Source organism: Nostoc sp., assembly GCF_036917155.1.
In the GTDB taxonomy this organism is placed as follows: Bacteria; Cyanobacteriota; Cyanobacteriia; order Cyanobacteriales; family Nostocaceae; genus Nostoc.
In genome coordinates, this window is sequence record NZ_JBALDZ010000076.1 from 1 (window position 1) to 17,721 (window position 17,721).

The following is a 17,721-nucleotide window of genomic DNA, read 5'->3' on the forward strand; positions in this document are numbered from 1 at the left end:
GCAGTTCTAATCGCCTCATCAAGCGATTGGTACTGTTCTTTTGTTCCTTCCAATTTTGCCTCAAATCCCAGCATCATTACGTTGAATACACTAACGTACGTAATTATATCACAAGAGACATATCACTGCGAATAAATTCGCCCGTGCCTAGAGCGCCGGTCAACTAATATATATTGACAAAAACGTCATTACGTGTGTATGGTCAAAACGCCTATTGATGGCTAAATTTTGAGGTCTAGTTTTTAGCGATCGCATTAAAACTGAGTGCATAAGGATTTCTCACCAGATTTATCAAACCGAAGTGCAGAGGTCTTAGGGGCGGGTTAAGCGAGACATTCATGAATGATGGATTATATCTGTTAACCCGCCCCTACTGAAGAGTGAGAAATGCGGGATAAACGTTCGATTAACATAACACCCATATCCTGCGCTTTACGTCAACTACTTGTACTTGACCGGCGCTCTAGCCCCCATAAATAGAATTTAGGGGCTTTCCCGGCACGGATAACTTGGTAAAGTGTCACGAAATTAGCTAACTACTCGTAGCAGGAACTACCTCAAAAGCGATCGCCATTCCTGCGAGTTTTTTGGTATCAATACCGCGAACTCCATCGGGAAGAGCGATCCCTTCGACATTAATGCCGCCACGAGTCCCTGCATCTAAGTCATCAAGCAAACTATTAGTAACATCTAACACTTCATCAGGGACGGCAACAGGCGCACGGCGGTTTTCCAGTCCTCTTGACTGAGCAATTTTTTGCAAGGCTTTGAGAGAAGTCCGCAGAGGTGTTGTACTGGCGATGATTAGGGCTTCTGAGATTCCCAAGGGTTCACCGATAGTAAGTTTAAAGGCATCATCAGCTTGGGGAATCGCCTGCTTTTGTTTTGCCTGTACTAATGCAGCATCTTCTGAGGCTGACCAATCATTAGGAAAAATAACTGTCATTTCTCCTTGAGCATCAATTACTAAAATGCTGACGTATAGAGGGCTAGACTCGTTATTTTGAACTTGGAAAGTAATTGCAGTTCCGATTGGTAATTTGGCGACACCAGAATCAGAGTAATTTATAGCCTGTACGGGGGCTGGTTTCTTTGTTTGTTGAGTTGCTTTTTTCACACCGCGAATCGTAAAAGTTTCGCCAAGTAACTCGTTATTGCCAGCGATATTCATGGATGCCGTGACTGCAATTTTGGATGTATTAGTATTGCCCAGCATTTGCTTGACAATTCTGGCTGCTAGCAGCGATTTTAACTTAGGTTGCAACCGCTTTACCGCCTCACTCACTGTTTCCTTACTATTACCAAAAGACGCGGGAACTATCTGATCTTGGCTAGGTAAAAATAAGCCAAAACTACCCACCGTTGGGAGATTAGCTACTCGCTGTTTTTGTAATTGCTGATGTTTAGCATCAGTCATGCGCCCAAAAATATATTGCACTTCAACAGTTCCCAAGGGTTTGGGTTCAATGCGATTGATTGACCGTAACGCTTGTGTTACCTGTTGGGCTGTATTATTATCTAAGGATTTATCTAGCCCAATCTTTAAAGTCAAATCGCTGGGAATACTGCGGATGCGTTCTTGTAATAAAGTTCCTGGTTGAATTGGGATTTCTGCCCTAGCAGTGGTTAGGAGTTTTCCGTCGGCAATTAATCCTTGACGAGCGCCTAACTTTACCAGTCCTCTTTCACCGCCATTCGGATCTAAGACAGTTAAAATTATATCTTTTTTAAAAGCTTCCAAACTTTGTGAATCTATACCGCCGAGCCATAATTTCACTTGGTCTTTGTTAACTTGAGTTACCACAGCCTCAGCCGGCAGAGCCGAAAAGCGAGAAAAATAAATGGGTGCGTTGGTATTCTCTTTGCTAAAATTTGTTTCTAATTCTGGATCTTGATTGTTGCCTTCTTTGGTCGCTAAGTATTTCGTATTCCGAGCTACATTGACGATCGCTCTATTGACAGGTTCATTCCCACTTTGCTGCCATAGATATTGAGTCAATAAATAGGTAAAGGCTCCGGCATAAAAATCGTCAAAACAAGCATCGGCGGCCAACTGTTCACGTTTGGCGCTAGCGATGACAACTCCCTTCGCAACACCTTTTCTGCGGAGTTCGATAAACTTTTGTTGTGAAAGTCCGAGTTTTCCTAACCATTGTCGCTGATAATCGAGTTCTCCTGGACTCGGTTGGAACTTCGGCCCACCATCGCGCGATCGCACCCGCAAATTCCCCCGTGTTCCACCGCCAGAATGACAACTATCTAATACAACTGTAACGTTATCTGTTTTCAACGCATACATGAGTAAAAACAGCGTGTGTCCCATAATGTCTTGGACTGGGCCACCAAGGACCGAATATTCGCTATCGATGGGTACAAAAGTGCTGTTGAGTCCATCTGGTGAATCGCGATCGCGATCTTCTACTTGTGAACCATGCCCGGAATAGTGGAATACTACCACATCTCCAGGTTTAGCTTGCTTAATCAAATGTTCTTCAAAGGCTGTGAGGATACCTTGACGGGTAGCTTGTTTATCCGTCAAGATGCGGATATCCTCTGGTTTAAAGCCAAAGCGGTAAATTAATAATTCTTTCTGCAACATTACGTCATTTACACAACCTTTTAAAGCTAGGATTGGATCAGAATACTCATTTATTCCCACCAGTAGCGCCAGTTTACGGGGTGTGCTTTGGGCGAGAACTTGGCTCATGCGTTCGCCCTGCTGCATAATATCCAACTGGCTTAAACCCAATGTTGCAAGAGTAGAAGCAGAAAATTGGAGAAAATGACGGCGTTTAATGTTAGACATAAAATCTTATTTATATTTTGGCTGAAGTCGCTTTCAAGGATTGTATCTCTGGGTTATGTGAGGTTATGCAAAATATTCCAGTGCTTTTGAGTTGAGTAAATCGGCGTGAGTTGTCATCGCCACTCACCCAAGAACGTAAACGCCGCCCAATAATTGGGATTACGCCATTTCTCCTGATGCCACATTTTCAATTGCGTCTCCCGTAATGCCTGATTCGCTGGCTTGCCTTGCTGCAACATTTGTTTGTAAAATTCCTGCATAAATACAGATGTACCTTCATCGCTAACCTGCCACAATGACACCACCAGTCGTTCTGCACCTGCATACATTAGTCCTCTTGTCAATCCCACCAAGCCTTCACCTTGGATTTCCTTGCCTAAACCAGTTTCACAGGCACTTAGAACAATTAAATCAGCTGGATAATCGAGGTTAAATAAGTCTTCTAAGCGCAGATATCCCCGGATGTTTTTACCTTGTTTATCTACCAGAGAAAGGACGATACCTGATAGCTCTGGGTTTTCATCGTTGACAAAGCCGTGAGTAGCAAAGTGTAAAATACGGTATTGGTTGAGACTGCTGCTAGTTGCCAAAGTGTAGTTAGCATCAAAATCAAAGGCTTGCAGACTGTTATAATCGGGTACGAGTTTTAAAATTGTCTCCGCTTCTGTGCGAGTACCTAGCAGTCGCTCGAATAGCGAGGTATCGCCAGAACGATTGAGGGCAGAACGTTCTAGTTCGATATCGATGGATTCTTGTTTATTTTGTTGTTTGTTTTGGGCGTCTGTAACTCGCGTATCAGTAGCGTTGTATACTGGGTCAGCGAAGATAGCCAAGGTTTTGGGTGCTTGTTTGCGTGCGTTGAGTTCTTGGCGTTGAATAGCGATCGTTGAGGCGGAAGGTAGATTGACAATTTCATGGTTAACAAATAGGGGTTGGTAGTTAAAGTTGTTTCCTGATGCCGGCATATTTGGGATAACATCAATACCTCTTCCCGAAATCACCTCTCCCCCAGCCCCTCCCCTGGTAGGGGAGGGGAGTTTATCTTTCTCCCCCTTCCCTTGCAGGGTAGTGGGTTGGGGGGTTAGGTCAGCCAACGCCGCAAAGGGAATGTATTGCAAAGCTCCATCCGCAACAATAACTAAGCGTTTTGTGCCCAATTTATCTTTCACGGGTGCGAGAATGAGTTGACTGAGTTCGGTAGCTGCTTTGTCAGTCCGCCAAGTTTTGATATCTGTACAGGGGTTTTCTTTATTTGTTACCGAAGGTGGTTTAGAACTGTTCTGGCTGATCAGACAAAATAAATTGATGGCGCTTTTTTCGATCTCTTGTTTTTTGGGAAGTTCGTAAGTATCGAGAGAATTGGGACTCACCACCCATAGAAAACTGCGTTCCTCGCCCAAGGAATACTGTAACAGCAGCGTGTCTTTATCGAGTTGTTGCTGAATTTGCGGTAATTTTAGGGGTTGGGGATACTTCAGGTTGGCGTATTTTGGACTACTTTGGCGGATTTTCGTTTCCAGTTCCTTTTGTTGTCCCAGGAGTTCGTCAATTTCTGTTTTCAACTTGTCAGCGTTGGCTTGAGAAATCGGGTCTTTAATTTTATTACTATTAACTATCTCAAACCGCAGTTTTTCTCTAGCATCAATTAAAGCTTGTAAGCGTTGTTCTTCTTCTAAAAGTTTTGGGTTTGCACCTTTGCGGATATTGGCGCGTGCTTCGGTTAAGAGTTCTACAAGTCCCCTAGCGCGAGAGCGATCGCTTGTTTCGATTGCTTGAGCATCGTATCCTTTTGATGGGTCTTTTTTGTGGAGTTCCATCAAGATGTCAATTTTGAGTCGATAATAATCCTGGACGGTGGCAAAAAAGGAGGTTCGTAAATCTGAACTAACGACTTCTTTGCGGATGCTTTCGATGATTTTTATTGCTTTATCTATCTGCGTGAGAGCTGCTTGGAGTTGGTTGTTTTGGCGTTGCAGTTTGGCGATGTTGTAGCGACTTTGGGCTTGTTCAGAAAGAAAGCCCATTTCACCATAGAAAGCAAATTGTTCTTCATAAGTTTGTATAGCTTTTTCGGGTTGTTTAAGGGCTGCGTAAGCTTCAGCCACTTTGGTGTAAGCTGCTCCCTCTATCTCCCTAGCACCTATTTCTCCTGCCAATTTTCTGGCTTTTTGAGAGTCTTCTAGAGCCTGGGAATAATTTCCTTGTTTAATCTCAACTTCAGCGCGGACATTAAGTATCCTTGCTTGTGTGGCTAATTTATACTCAACCATCTCTAAATTACGAGATAAAGCTAGAGCCTGATTGCCAAAACTAATTGCTTGTTGATCATCTCCCGAATCTAGGTAAGTTCCACTAATATGCTCTAATGATAAGGCTTCATTATGACAGTTTCCCGTGTCTTTAGATATAGACAAAGCTTGCTGATAATAATTCTGGGCTTGTGGGTAATCTTGCAACTTTCGATAAACAGCACCAATGTTGCTCAGAGTCATAGTTTCACTGCTGCGATTACCAATAGTTCTCCATTTGGATAATGCTTGATCATAAGTATGTAAACTCTCAGAATATGCCCCTAAAGAGGAGTAAACATCACCGAGAGTCAACAAAGTAGCTGCTTCGTCTGGAAGATTTTTAATCTGACGTTGAATGTCTAAGGCTTGATTGAGGGCATCAATCGCTTCTTGTTTTTTCCCTTGCTTGTTTAGAATATCAGCAATATCGGTAAGTGTGCTCGCTTCCTCAGGCTTACCGCCCATCATTTGCCTAAGTTTTAGTGCTTGTTTATAAACATCAAAGGCTTTTTGATACTCCCCTATTTCGCTGTATCCAAAATCGCCAATTTCTTGTAGAACTTCCGCCTCACGCCAAAGACTCTCTTGAGTGCGCCATTTTTGAGCCTCTTGTTTCCATTTTTCGATACGATTGTTGGCATCTGCGACAGTATTAGGAGTTGCTGATTGATTCGACGAGTTCTTTCGTTGCTCAATCTTGGGAGGCTTTTTTAATGATGCTAATTTATCAGAACAAATTGAAAGTGCTAACGAGAGGTAACGCACATCGGAGCTTGAGCTTCTCTTAAATTCGGGATCGAGAATATTAGCTTGCTTGAAGATTTCAACGCTTTTGTTTATTTCACCTAAGTGGGTATAAAACGAAGCAATAAATTCGAGTGTTTCAGCTTGTCGGAGAACATCACCTTTTTCTTTCCAGGAAGCCAAAGCTTTGTTGTAATACTCAAGTGCTTTCTGTTTTTCGCCTAATTTATCAGCGTAAATCTCTCCAATTGAGCTAAAAATGATAGTTTGCAAGTTAGGCTCTTTAGGAAATAGTAATGGAACTTGCAGACGGATATCGATCGACTTCTGATGTTCTCCCATCATATCGTAGATCAAGGTAAGTGAAGTAGTGACTGCTCCTTCATCTTCCTTATCGCCTAAAGCTTGACAAATAGGCAGAGCTTTCTGAGCATATTCCAAAGCTTTCGGATATTCACCTCGAATAAAGTATAATCGAGCTATTTGATTGAGAGTTTTGGCTTCTTTTTTGCGATCTTTTGCCAAACGCCAATATTTTAGAGCTTCTTCCCATTTAGGAATGATTTGGCTTAACAAGGGTGCTTTCTGTTTGCCTAATTGTTGGGCTTCTGCTTCTGCTTTTTGGGCCGCAGCACGGTTGCTGTCTAGGGTGTTGCTTTGGGTTATTATTTGAGGGGGTACGGTTAAAGGTATTGGTTTGGGATATGCGCTGACTGTTTCTGAACACAAGGATAGGCACAGCAACAGGATTAATCTTAGAGGATGTAGTTTGGTCATAATTAGCGTTATTTAATTTATCTTTTCGGAATCTCTAACAATTACGAATTACGTTAGCGTAGCGTAAAGCCTGCGGCATAGCTTCTCTACGAGAGGCTACGCCAACGCTTAGGGCGACGCAGCAGCGCCATTACGAATTACGAATTAGTTAAACTACTCTGCTTCCCCAATGAGAGTAAAAGCTGCCCAATCAACGGGATTCGGATTATTTTTCATCGTAGTCAACATCGCTTGCCGCAGTGCTTGCGCTTTGTCGGAGCCGTTTTGCAGATTTTGATAAAATTCCGTCATTAATAGTGCTGTGGGTGCATCTGGAACCGACCAAAGGGATACTAAGACACTGGGTACACCAGCACTAATGAAGGAACGAGATAAACCAATTACCCCATCCCCGGTTAGGTGTCCGCGTCCGGTGTCGCAAGCGCTTAAAACGACTAATTCGGTATTTAGCTTCAGATCGAGGATTTGGGAAGCTGTTAATAAACCATCATCTTTACCCGATGGAGTCAAAGCAATACCGCTATTTAATCCTTGGATATCATCAAATAAACCGTGGGTTGCTAAATGCACAAATCGCGCTTGGGGTAAACGCTTGACTACAGTTGCTTCTGTTGCTTTGCTACCGACGAGAGGTTCAGTTTTGAGTAACTTGCTAATTGCATTTGCTTCAAGTTCTGCACCAGGTAAAGGTTTTAATTGTTGCGGAGTTTCGCCGATTTTTGGGGCAATAAAAGGCATTGTTGGATTACCTACAATCAGCGTATCTTTTCCTTCTATGGGTTTTGTGCCGATCCGTTGTTTCTGTTTGTGGGTTAAATCTAAAACCTGAATTGATGGTGATGTGAGAATAGTATGTTTTTCAATCAGGTATTTACCGTCTGCGTCTTGTAATGCGGCGAAGGGGACGAGGAATAGGCTACTTTGGGGAATGAAGATAACTCTGTCGCTAGAATTTTTGGGTAATAAGTCAGCGATGGGGTTGATTAATAATTCGTGTAGACGCTTTAAATTGTCTTTGGCTTTGGGTGCATTGGGATTGTCAGCTATATCAATAGCATTGCGGAAAGCTGTACTTTTTGCACCGATGCAGTTACGACTGGTGAGAATGAAGTCGTTTAAAGTTGTCTTATTTTTTTGCCACAGGGGTTTCAAGTCAGCTTTGCGGAAGGTAACTTCACCTGTGGGTTTGATTACCCAAATGTAGAGTTCTAATTCTTTAAATTCTACTTTACCTACATCTCTAATTATTGAATATTGAACTAGAGTGGAATTCTGTATATTGGCAATTTGTTTCATCTCCGCAATTGTCAGCGATTGGGGAGGTTTGGCTTCATTGCTATTATCGCTAGATAAGCGAGATGCAATTAGCTCCACCAAAGCTCTAGCGCGACCACGCTCTGAGATTTCTAAGGACCTATCGGGTTTATTTTGAGCAATTAAAACTTGCTGTAAGAGTGTATAAGTGTTTATCTGAGTATCAAAAAGAGATACTTTATTAGTATCTTGTAACTTTAATTTTGTATTTCTGAGAGCTTCCCAAATATTGATTGCTTCATAAAGACTTTTCTCTGCTATGGGAAGATTACCAGATTTATAGAAAGCAAGTCCTAAATTTAAGAGAGATGTACCCTCACCAAGTCGGTCGTTAATTTTCCGCGCAATTGCCAAACTCTGCTGTTGATAATCAATAGCCTTGGGGTAGTCTTTCAGAGTATAGTAAGTAAAACCTAAATTGCCTATAGCGTTTTCCTGGCTTTGATTATCGTCAATTTGCCGTGCTATTGCTAGCCATTTTTGTTGATAATCAATAGCTTGAGAGTATTTCCCTAAAACATAATAGATGCTACCCAAATTACCCAGGATTTTTCCTTCAAGTTGACGGTTTGTGATTTCTCGGACAATTGTTAAAGCCTGTTGGTAGTTTTGAATTGCTTTAGGGTAATCTCCAATTGCAGAGTAAGCAAGACCGAGATTATTTAACGATGCCCCCTGACTTTGACTATCTGAAATTTTTTGAAAAATTGCTAAAGCTTCCCAATAATTTTTAATCGCCGTTGTAGCATCGCCTAAGAAATAGTAAACAAGGCCAAGATTAGCAAGTGCTTTCCCTTCACTTTGCTTGTCTTTTATTTTTCGTGCGATCGCTAAATTTTGTTGGTGATAATAAATTGATTGAGCATAATCTCCTGTATCTTGAAATACAGTACCGAGATTACCCAGCGCTTTAGCTTGACCTAACTGGTCTTTTATGGATATTGCTATGCTTAAGGAACGCTGTAGGTAATCAATGGCACTGGCATATTCTGCTTGTTGCTGGTGTACCAGACCAATATTATTTAATACCTTGACTTCACTTTTATAATCTCTAATTTTTTGGTAAATAATCAATGCTTGTTGCCAAGATTTTAATGCAGCTTCCGATTGATTAGTTTGATATTGCTCTCTACCTTGCTGTAAAAGACGATCTGCTTCGTCTTTACGATTCGCTGGCGTTTGCGCCAGTACCGCCGACGCCTGGAATAGTGGAGGCAAATTTGCAATCGGCAATGAAACAGTCAAGATGAGAGTGATCAATGCGGTTAAACTAAGTTTGCGATCGCCCATAGATTTTAGAGTCAGGAGTAATGCAGCGAGTTTAAGGAGATATATCTCTCACCTGCTGAAGGATATGCAAATTAGATCCACTGTGCAAGAGTGAACAAAAGCGATAAGCCTGACGGCATGGCTACGCTTACCGCCAACAGCTTGGTTTGCGATCAAGGGCGGTTTATTATTGTGAGTGTATTGTAAATCAAGGTGTCTCACCCGTTTTACAAGAAAATTTTGCGATCGCAAAATGGGCAAAAGCCAATAAATACAGATGGTAAGCTAGAAAGTACATAACAGTTAAATCGGTGATGTCCCATGAACGTTGTCACACCAAAGCGATTTACTATTGACGAATATCATCGGCTGATTGAACTGGAATTTTTAAAGGAGAGCGATCGCATTGAATTAATTCGCGGAGAACTAATTCAGATGGTAGCCAAAGGCACACCTCATACATTTTGCACAACTCGACTTTGTAGACAACTGGATCGATTGCTGGGCGATGGGGCTGTTGTGCGTTGTCAAGAGCCAATTATACTACCATCAGATAGTGAACCTGAACCAGATGTGGCGATCGCACGCGGAAATGAGACTGACTATCTTCCCCACCATCCTTATCCCGAAGATATTTTTTTAGTGATTGAAATTTCGGACTCAACCCTAAATTACGACCAAACAACAAAGTTAGAAGTCTACGCAGAAGCCGGAATTTCTGATTATTGGATTGTCAACTTAAATGTTCGCCAACTTGAGCGTTACAGCCAACCGTATCAAAATGCTCAAGGTGAATTTAATTATCTCAGCAAACAGATATTTTTGCCATATCAGTCAGTGGCGATTCCTGGATTTGAAGATGTCTTATTAGACTTGAGTCGGATTTTTCCCACGGTTGTAAATGCCTAGAAATACGGATTTTCCCATCTCGTACCCAACAGTAGAGACGTTGCATTGCAGCGTCTCTACATCTTAAACATCCAAATTGGCTTTATCGTCCCTTTTTCACCGCTTGCACTGCTGCATCAGCGTTGACTAATCCTTGACCAAAGAAGTACTGCTGACCTTTTGAGGAAGACACTGCACTTTTACTTGGCAGGGAACCATATAATTTAGTATCTTCCTCAGACATACTCAGCCCTTCATAACTGGCTGTAGATTTGAGGATATTAACCAAGCGGTTTCTGCTAAGTTCTCTATTTTCTCCTTTCATCAATGCCACTACCCCCGCCACGGCTGGCGAAGAAAAAGAAGTACCCTGCACCCACCAATATTTACCTTTAAGATCAACCACAGAAGACCAACGAGATTCAGGATTGGGGATACCTTGCCAGAAGGCATTCAGCCAAGTACCGCCTGTGGCGGGAATTCCACCCAATAATCCTGGTGCATTTAAGTCGCCTCCGGGTGCAACTACATCTAATCCTTTTCCGTAGTTACTGTAGGGCGCACGATTACCGTCAATATTAGTTGCGCCAACTGCAACTACTCCGGCATAAGCAGCAGGAAAAGATACTTTGTTTAAGTTTTCGTTGCCAGCAGCAGCCACAATTACTAGTTTAGGATGTGCTTTGAGAACATCAGCGATCGCTTCTTCTTCTCCCTCAGATGGCAGACTAGCACCCAGGCTAAGATTAATGATATCAGCACCGCGCGAGGCTGCATAACCTATAGCTTCGATGTAAGCTGAGGTGAGAATACTACCATTCAACCCAAATACCCGCACTGGTAAAATTTGAGCATTGGGAGCCACGCCTACTAGTCCTTCACCATTTTGCGGTTTAGCAGCAATGGTTCCACTCACATAAGTGCCGTGAAATTCCGCACCTATTTTATAAGTGCGAAAAACGTAACGTAAAACAGTCGCGATTTGCTCTAGAGAGTAATCTGGGTTGTTTTGCTTCACTTCCAGGGCTTCTTCGGGATATTGCTGAACTAATTTGGCATCAGATAATTGGAAGGTATCTTGAAATTTGGCAGCGAGAATAGCCAGTTCTACGGGGCTAACACGAGTATCAGGATCACCGTTTTCGCAGGGGTTGCTGCTATCACCGCCAGCAGAAAAATCCCAACCGTGGACTTCCCCTGGACATTTATCAGCAGCTTTCACTGTATACAAACTATCTACCAAATCGGGATGATCCCATTGAATCAAACTGTCGATAACTGCCACAACTACACCGCGTCCGCCGTTGCTATGTTTCCAGGCATCTGTAACCCGCATATCTGTACGGGTTATAGCCGATTTTGTGACATTTGGTTTTTGCAGACAAGTTTGCAGTGATTCCCAGCTAGATACCTCTTCTTGCAGACATTCTTTGAGGGGTAAACTATCCAAATGCCACGCCAATCCCAAGAAGTTGGTTTTTGGGGAAATAGCTCTAGTAGATTGAGGGGCAGTATTCTGTTTCGTCAGATTATAATATTGCTGAGAATTTTTCAGATTAGCGACTTGTTTAGCAGCTGTTTTGAGATTTTCGTCAGTAACAGATTGGATAAAGTTGGGTGCAGCAGAAGTAACTCCCTTGACACTGTTTAGCTGGTTGGCAGTATTGAGAATTTTTGTGCCAGTAGCAACTGTGGATTTGACTATATAGCGATCGCGGTTAAAGCGCAATGGACGGATAATCGCTAAATTATTTTGCTGTAAAATTGTTTGTTTCTCAGCCTCGGTCAGTTTGGCATCAAAGCTGATGATAATTTCGTTGGGGACAATAATGATTTCTTGGCGTTGGCTGCGACTTAGCACTGGTAGAGTACTTTGCACATAAGGTTGCTGTTGAATGTTCTGCTGTACGATATCCCTAGTTCCTGTTGGCAGACTGACCACAGCATAGTTCTCGCCCAAAGGACTGACCCTTGGTGGAGTAATTGCGCGAATACTACCCTGGAGGTCTTTTTGAAGTTGGAGGTACAGGGGAGTAGCAGCCAGGTCACGGGTTGCTACTTTTTTAAAGGCAACTGCGATCGTATCTTGCCGTTGGTTTAGGGGAATGCGTTGTCCTTTATAAAGGTAAAATAAATTACCATCGTCTTGAGTTTGAGCAACTGCGGTAACTTGTGGTGGTAGGGAGAACATACCCAAGCCAGACCAAACAAAACCAGTTATTAAAATCCCAGATGTAATGCGTTTCATCATGTTATTTTCTTTGATTGAGAGATTATTTTGTAGTCAGGGCTGAAGCCCTTATAGGGGTTCTCGTTTATGATCGCTTTTGCTTCTTGTTCTGCACCTAGTCGTCAGAATTATGCAATAGAGTTTAACTCTGCTGTATCTTCTCAATTGCGTCAGTGGCTTTTTGGGCGAATTCCTGATTACCCTCTTGTTTAAACAGCGTGAATGATTTCTGTAAATCAGCTACTTGTCGAGTGTTGAACAAACTTTTAGCTTCAGCTTTGGGTGTAAAAGTCAATGTGATAAATACTAGAATTGCTGCTGCTAATTTCAAACCTTTCATTGTTGTGTCTCCTAAAATCTTAAATATTGCAGAGGTTTTCTTGCTCTTCACAGGTATATATCTCTGAGTGTTGAGAGATTATGCAAAATCAGGGACATATACTAACAATTTGGGAAATTATTACCGTCTAATTTGGGTATTGCAATCCTATTTGATTTGCAAACATTGAAATGCAATTAAACATTTGTTATCTCTATACCTAACCAATCGCTTACTTCACGAGCTAACCATTGAATTTCAACTTCAGTTCTGACTCTGCTACTAAAAATACTAAGTTGATAATTTTTTGTACCTGCCCAAATCTGCAATTTTGCTGGAGTTTCAGTTTCTCCATGAGCTCCTTCAGTAAAGTATCTCGGAATATACACCAGTTTAGAAACACTGTGACTGCCTCGACGTGATGACTGACGACGATAAAATAAAACCCCACATAAGGTGTAGGTTAAGGTAATTTTTTGGCTATCTATACGCAGTCGAATGCATCCAAGTAAATCAAAAATTGCCTGATATAAAGCATACGAAAAACCCGTGGCAAGCATGAAAGGAATGAGAGAAGCAAAGCTAGAGATATTAGAAGAAGCTGAAAGTGAAATTATTATCAAAATTAAAGTTACTAGAAGAATGCAAACAACGTTAAAAATATTGCAGAAAGAAACAGTCGGTGGGATGATAATTTCTAGAACATTCTCATTTTTATTAAGCTTAATTTTGGTCAGTTCAACTTTAGTACAAGTTTGTTTTTTAGCGCTTAAAGTTATAGAACCTTGCAGTTCCATTTCATGCAAAGCTTCGAGTGCTTTATCCGCAGAACTGAGACGCTTTTCTAAACTAGGTTCTGTCATCCACCTCAACCAAGTAGTTAGTCTGGAACTGCAATTAGCCACTTGTTCAAACTGAATGCGAAAATCCTGTTGAGGTAAATCTGCTGGGTGAATACCTGTTACCAAGTAAATTAATGTTGCGCCTAAACCATAAAGATCAGAGGCACTTACTGTGCGGCTACCAAATTGTTCGGGTGGCATATAGCCATAGGTTCCTACTACAGTTCTTGTCCCACCTTCTTCTGCTTTAGCTGTTTGCACAGAACCAAAATCTACCAGATAAATTTGACCGACACTATTACCAGAACGATCCCCCAATAAAATATTACTAGGCTTAATATCACGGTGAATAACAGGTGGATTTAGTCCATGTAGATAAATGAGAATGGAGAGAACTGATGAAGCTATCTCTTTGAGTTCAGCTTCTGTAAAAGTTCGACCAGCTTGTAAATTTTGTTCTAAAGTTTGGGCTGGTATATAAGTTTGGACAAGAGCAAATCCTTTGATAGTAGGTGAATTTACTTCAAAATAATCTAAATAGCGAGGGATAAAGGGATGTGACAAAGACTTTAAAGTGTTGGCTTCTCGCTCAAACAGCTTAAGTGAATCCCATTCAAAGTCATTGGTAAAAGAGAGTAATTTTATAACTACTAATTCATTAGTTCCCAAATCTCTAGCTAAGAGTGTCTGTCGCCCAGCCTTTTTTGCCAACTCCTGCTGAATTTCGTATCGTTCGCCTAAAATTTTATCAATCATAGAAAGGATTTACTCTCTTGTGATTTTTATTCCTAAACCATACTTAAACTCATCCGCCAACCATTCCAGTCGCTAATTCGTAGCGGCAATCGTCTACCAAATTGTTCTTTGCACCTATCATCTGGCAATGTCAGTCACCAAAAGTATTTGATTATTTGTCAAGTGTTCAACAAGCTTTTAGCTTTAGCTTTGGGTATAAAAGTCAATGTTCCCAATACCAGAATTGCTGCTAATTTTAAACCTTTCATTTTTCTATCTCCTAAAATATTAAATACATAGGTTTTCTTGCTGCTCACAGGTATATATCTCTGAGTGTTGAAAGATTATGCAAAATGAGAGTGATTTCCTAACGAGTTGCGGAATTATGACCGTCTGATTTCGGTACGTCACACAAGTTACCGATATTTTTGATCATCTCCTTCAATCCATCTGAAGGATTTGGCACGGAGTAAGCTTGCTGTAAGGCATCTGACCACAGATTAGAATCAGCGAAATACTTGGCTTTAGCAAGGGCGATCGCTTCAATACCTACACCTTGTGCTTGCAGTTGATTTTCTAGAGTCTGCAATTCTGCGGTGATGCGATCGCGCTCTTTAGTGTCCATAATTTTAAATGGGACGAACCTTGATGAATTGACTACCCATTCATAAGTTTGACCTGGTTGCAGTGGTTCACCTTGATAGGTGATATTCTGAGTTTCTGTTACCGATTGATTCCATAAATCTTGCTTACTATCTCTTAGACGCACTGCTATTGTTTGCACTCGACCTTTCCAAAGAAATAAGGGGCGATCGCTCCAAACAATTCTGGGTTTAGCTGGTGCATCTGGGGAAACCATACAGATAGGATCAATGGGACGAGAACCACCTTTGCGCGGTTCTACAGGAGGTTTTTTACTAAATAGAATTCGGGAAATATTTGCCCAAGAAAATATTTGTTGGATTGAACTTTTTTGAGCAGGTGTTGCTTGATTAGATAGAACCTGTACAGGACTAAAAGCTATAGTTGAGAATACTAGAGTATATAGTAAAAGTTTATACATGAGTTTTTCTTTTGAAAATATTAGGTAAAACGTAAGACCACAATGCTATCGATGGGAAAAACCAAGGTAACAGGATTGCAGTTGCACCGATGTAAATTTGCAAGCTAACTAGTCCATACAACCCTGTAATCATACTGAGCAGTATTAACCATTGCAATACAGAAAACTGCTTTCTTTGTCCCAGTAAATATATAGTTTTGCCTAGCAATATCGCTATACCAACCATCCAGAAATCGGGAATTGGTATAACTAATCTCTGCTTTAGCAGATGATGCACCATATAAGCATGATATTCACCGCCTGTAAGTATCCTATTCGTATTCAGAGGATTTTCCTGATATCGCCAATATTCAATAGCTAGAGGTAAATCCGAATTTTTAAAATTATCTTCGCCGTCTTGAGTAATTCCAGCTTCGTCATATCCTCCGGGAACAATAATGACAATTTGCTGTTGTAAACTTTGAGGAATAGCTTGATTTTCGAGTAATTGCCAAGCAGGTATAGAATGATATATCTGATTAGGGGGAACAGAAAAGTCAACAATGGGGTGCATCCACATTTGCCCTAGCCAATAACTCAAAGCGGTTACTGGTTGTACGTGCGCTCGCGGTGATGACAAAATCGTTTGATGACTTTTGTTACCTTCTTTCAGAAAATTATTAATTTGTTGTAGAAAATCAATTTTGCTATCTAATTTTGGCTGTGGCGAGTTAGGTATTTGTTGTAATTGCTCTGCTAGTGTTAATAAACTAGAAAATTGCCAAGCCTCGGATTGTAAATCATCCATAGAGAAAAGTTCCATATATGCAGGTCTAATCTCAATCTCGCCTTGTAAACTCCAGTTAAGACTAGCAATATTAGGTAGCGTCTGTAGCCATTTCCCTTTCCTGTTGTAAGTAGCTGAAAAAACAAACCATGTCGGCTGAGGTGCAGAAACAGCAGCTTGGATAGAGTTGGTGAGTATGAGATCGCTTTGTTCTTGAGGTCGATCTAAGAGATAATCAATACCGACTACTCTGGCTTGATTCGCTGCTAGCTTGTCAACTATACTTGCTAGATACGTGCGCTCCAACGGTTTCGGGTTAGAAATTTTGGCTTTGATGATAGACTCTTCATCAATTTCTACTAACAGCACCGGTGGAGGAGTCGGTTTTCCTGCTTGATTAGTCAATTGACGATAGATAGCTTGTGCTAATAAACGTCTCTGCAATAAAAAGTTTTGTACCGGCAATAGTAAACTAATCAATAATATAATTGTCAGTGCGATCGCTTCTTGACGATTTGGTTTCAAACTCTTAAGAAATTGCTTGACACCAAATGGTTTGAGACTAAATAAAGTTGCCTCTGGATGGCGAAATAAAGAGGGAATGAGATAAGCGCTCGGATAAGTGAAATTCTTTTCTAATTTCAGATATTTCGAGGCTGCTAATAATGATTCGTGGACATCTTTGTATTCCGCCAAAGCTTGCACAAATTGCAGAAAAAATTCCTCTGCAACCCGATTATGAATTGGCTCTCGCATAATCGCGACTTGACTTAAACCCAAGTCTATGAGCTTATTGGCAATACTCAACCCTTTGCAAGAATTAAAAATAGCAACTTGTAATCCTCTTGATTTGGCAATAGTTAGTGATTCTTCTATCTCACTAATTAGCAAAGCGGTATTAGGGGCAATTCCGAATTCACCCCCAGTCAAATTTGTTTCATTACTATGACCTGCAAAAAATAAAATATCCCAGCCGACTTTTGAGGCGATCTCCTGAACAATTTTGGTTTTTAATTCCGTGATACTTCCGTGGGGTTGCCAGCCAATAAAAGTAATTTCAGCTAAGGATTTTAGGGAACTTACAGATGCTTTTTCTGTTTTAAAATCCAAACCACTTTCATCTCCTAAAATTACTAATATTCTAGCTTTTCGGGCATGGTAGGCATTAGTATTTACTGTTTCCCGCCTATTTAGGGGTGTGCGAACAATACGAATTTTACTAGAATCGAGAGCAAATTCTGTGCCCATTTCCCAGACTTCCCACGGAAATCGTGCCAACTCTAGAGAATTGCAAGTTAGAAAAATATCAATATAGGGATTATCACTGTTTTTAGTTACTTGGGCGATCACTGCCCGAATTTCATATAATTCTACACTGCGTAACCAATGATGAAATTCATATAAAAGTTGCGCTTCCGATTGTACTAAATGCGCGTGCCAATCAACATTGGGTGCAATAAAACTACCGATTTCTTCTACCTTTCCTCGCAGTTGTGTATTATAAAATCGGAGATAAATTTGCTGCCATTCTTGATAAAGCGCCGTTAGATTTTCAGGATAGGCGAGTGTGACACCAATATTCTGCCCCCCACCCCAAGATAATTCAAATGAGCAAAATTTATCAAACTGTTGAACTTTCAGATAAAAATTAGAAGCAATCATCATCAAATATGAATA

At 41.1% G+C, this 17,721-nt stretch carries 9 protein-coding genes; 1 reads left to right on the forward strand and 8 read right to left on the reverse strand.

What is annotated here, in order from left to right; all coding sequences use genetic code 11:
* Window positions 1–532: 532 nt before the first annotated feature.
* The 3 genes from V7K67_RS11220 to V7K67_RS11230 all read right to left on the reverse strand — a co-directional run bounded on the left by V7K67_RS11220 (window position 533) and on the right by V7K67_RS11230 (window position 9,222).
* Window positions 533–2,806 carry a caspase family protein gene (locus V7K67_RS11220; protein ID WP_335166539.1) on the reverse strand — a complete coding sequence of 758 codons (2,274 nt, stop codon included), beginning with the start codon at window positions 2,804–2,806 and terminating at the stop codon, window positions 533–535.
* Window positions 2,807–2,919: 113 nt separating this feature from the next.
* Window positions 2,920–6,618, reverse strand: a complete 3,699-nt coding sequence (locus V7K67_RS11225; RefSeq protein ID WP_335166541.1) for a CHAT domain-containing protein — start codon at window positions 6,616–6,618, stop codon at window positions 2,920–2,922.
* Window positions 6,619–6,771: 153 nt separating this feature from the next.
* Complete coding sequence (locus V7K67_RS11230) at window positions 6,772–9,222, reverse strand: CHAT domain-containing protein (protein WP_335166543.1); 2,451 nt, start codon at window positions 9,220–9,222, stop codon at window positions 6,772–6,774.
* Window positions 9,223–9,522: 300 nt separating this feature from the next.
* Here V7K67_RS11230 and V7K67_RS11235 point away from each other — a divergent pair, with 300 nt between their 5' ends.
* Window positions 9,523–10,110, forward strand: a complete 588-nt coding sequence (locus V7K67_RS11235; RefSeq protein ID WP_334733102.1) for a Uma2 family endonuclease — start codon at window positions 9,523–9,525, stop codon at window positions 10,108–10,110.
* A gap of 82 nt (window positions 10,111–10,192) precedes the next feature.
* Here the strand turns inward: V7K67_RS11235 and V7K67_RS11240 are convergent, their stop codons facing one another.
* The 5 genes from V7K67_RS11240 to V7K67_RS11260 form a co-directional block, all read right to left on the reverse strand.
* Window positions 10,193–12,340 carry a S8 family serine peptidase gene (locus tag V7K67_RS11240; RefSeq protein WP_335166545.1) on the reverse strand — a complete coding sequence of 716 codons (2,148 nt, stop codon included), beginning with the start codon at window positions 12,338–12,340 and terminating at the stop codon, window positions 10,193–10,195.
* Between the two features lie 121 nt (window positions 12,341–12,461).
* Window positions 12,462–12,659, reverse strand: a complete 198-nt coding sequence (locus V7K67_RS11245; RefSeq protein WP_335166547.1) for a hypothetical protein — start codon at window positions 12,657–12,659, stop codon at window positions 12,462–12,464.
* 176 nt (window positions 12,660–12,835) lie between these two features.
* Window positions 12,836–14,236, reverse strand: a complete 1,401-nt coding sequence (locus V7K67_RS11250) for a serine/threonine protein kinase (protein WP_335166549.1) — start codon at window positions 14,234–14,236, stop codon at window positions 12,836–12,838.
* A 346-nt stretch (window positions 14,237–14,582) separates the two neighbouring features.
* Window positions 14,583–15,278 carry a hypothetical protein gene (locus V7K67_RS11255; protein WP_335166552.1) on the reverse strand — a complete coding sequence of 232 codons (696 nt, stop codon included), beginning with the start codon at window positions 15,276–15,278 and terminating at the stop codon, window positions 14,583–14,585.
* Window positions 15,271–17,709, reverse strand: a complete 2,439-nt coding sequence (locus V7K67_RS11260) for a CHASE2 domain-containing protein (RefSeq protein ID WP_334733097.1) — start codon at window positions 17,707–17,709, stop codon at window positions 15,271–15,273. Before V7K67_RS11260 ends, V7K67_RS11255 begins: the two co-directional genes overlap by 8 nt.
* Window positions 17,710–17,721: the final 12 nt, after the last annotated feature.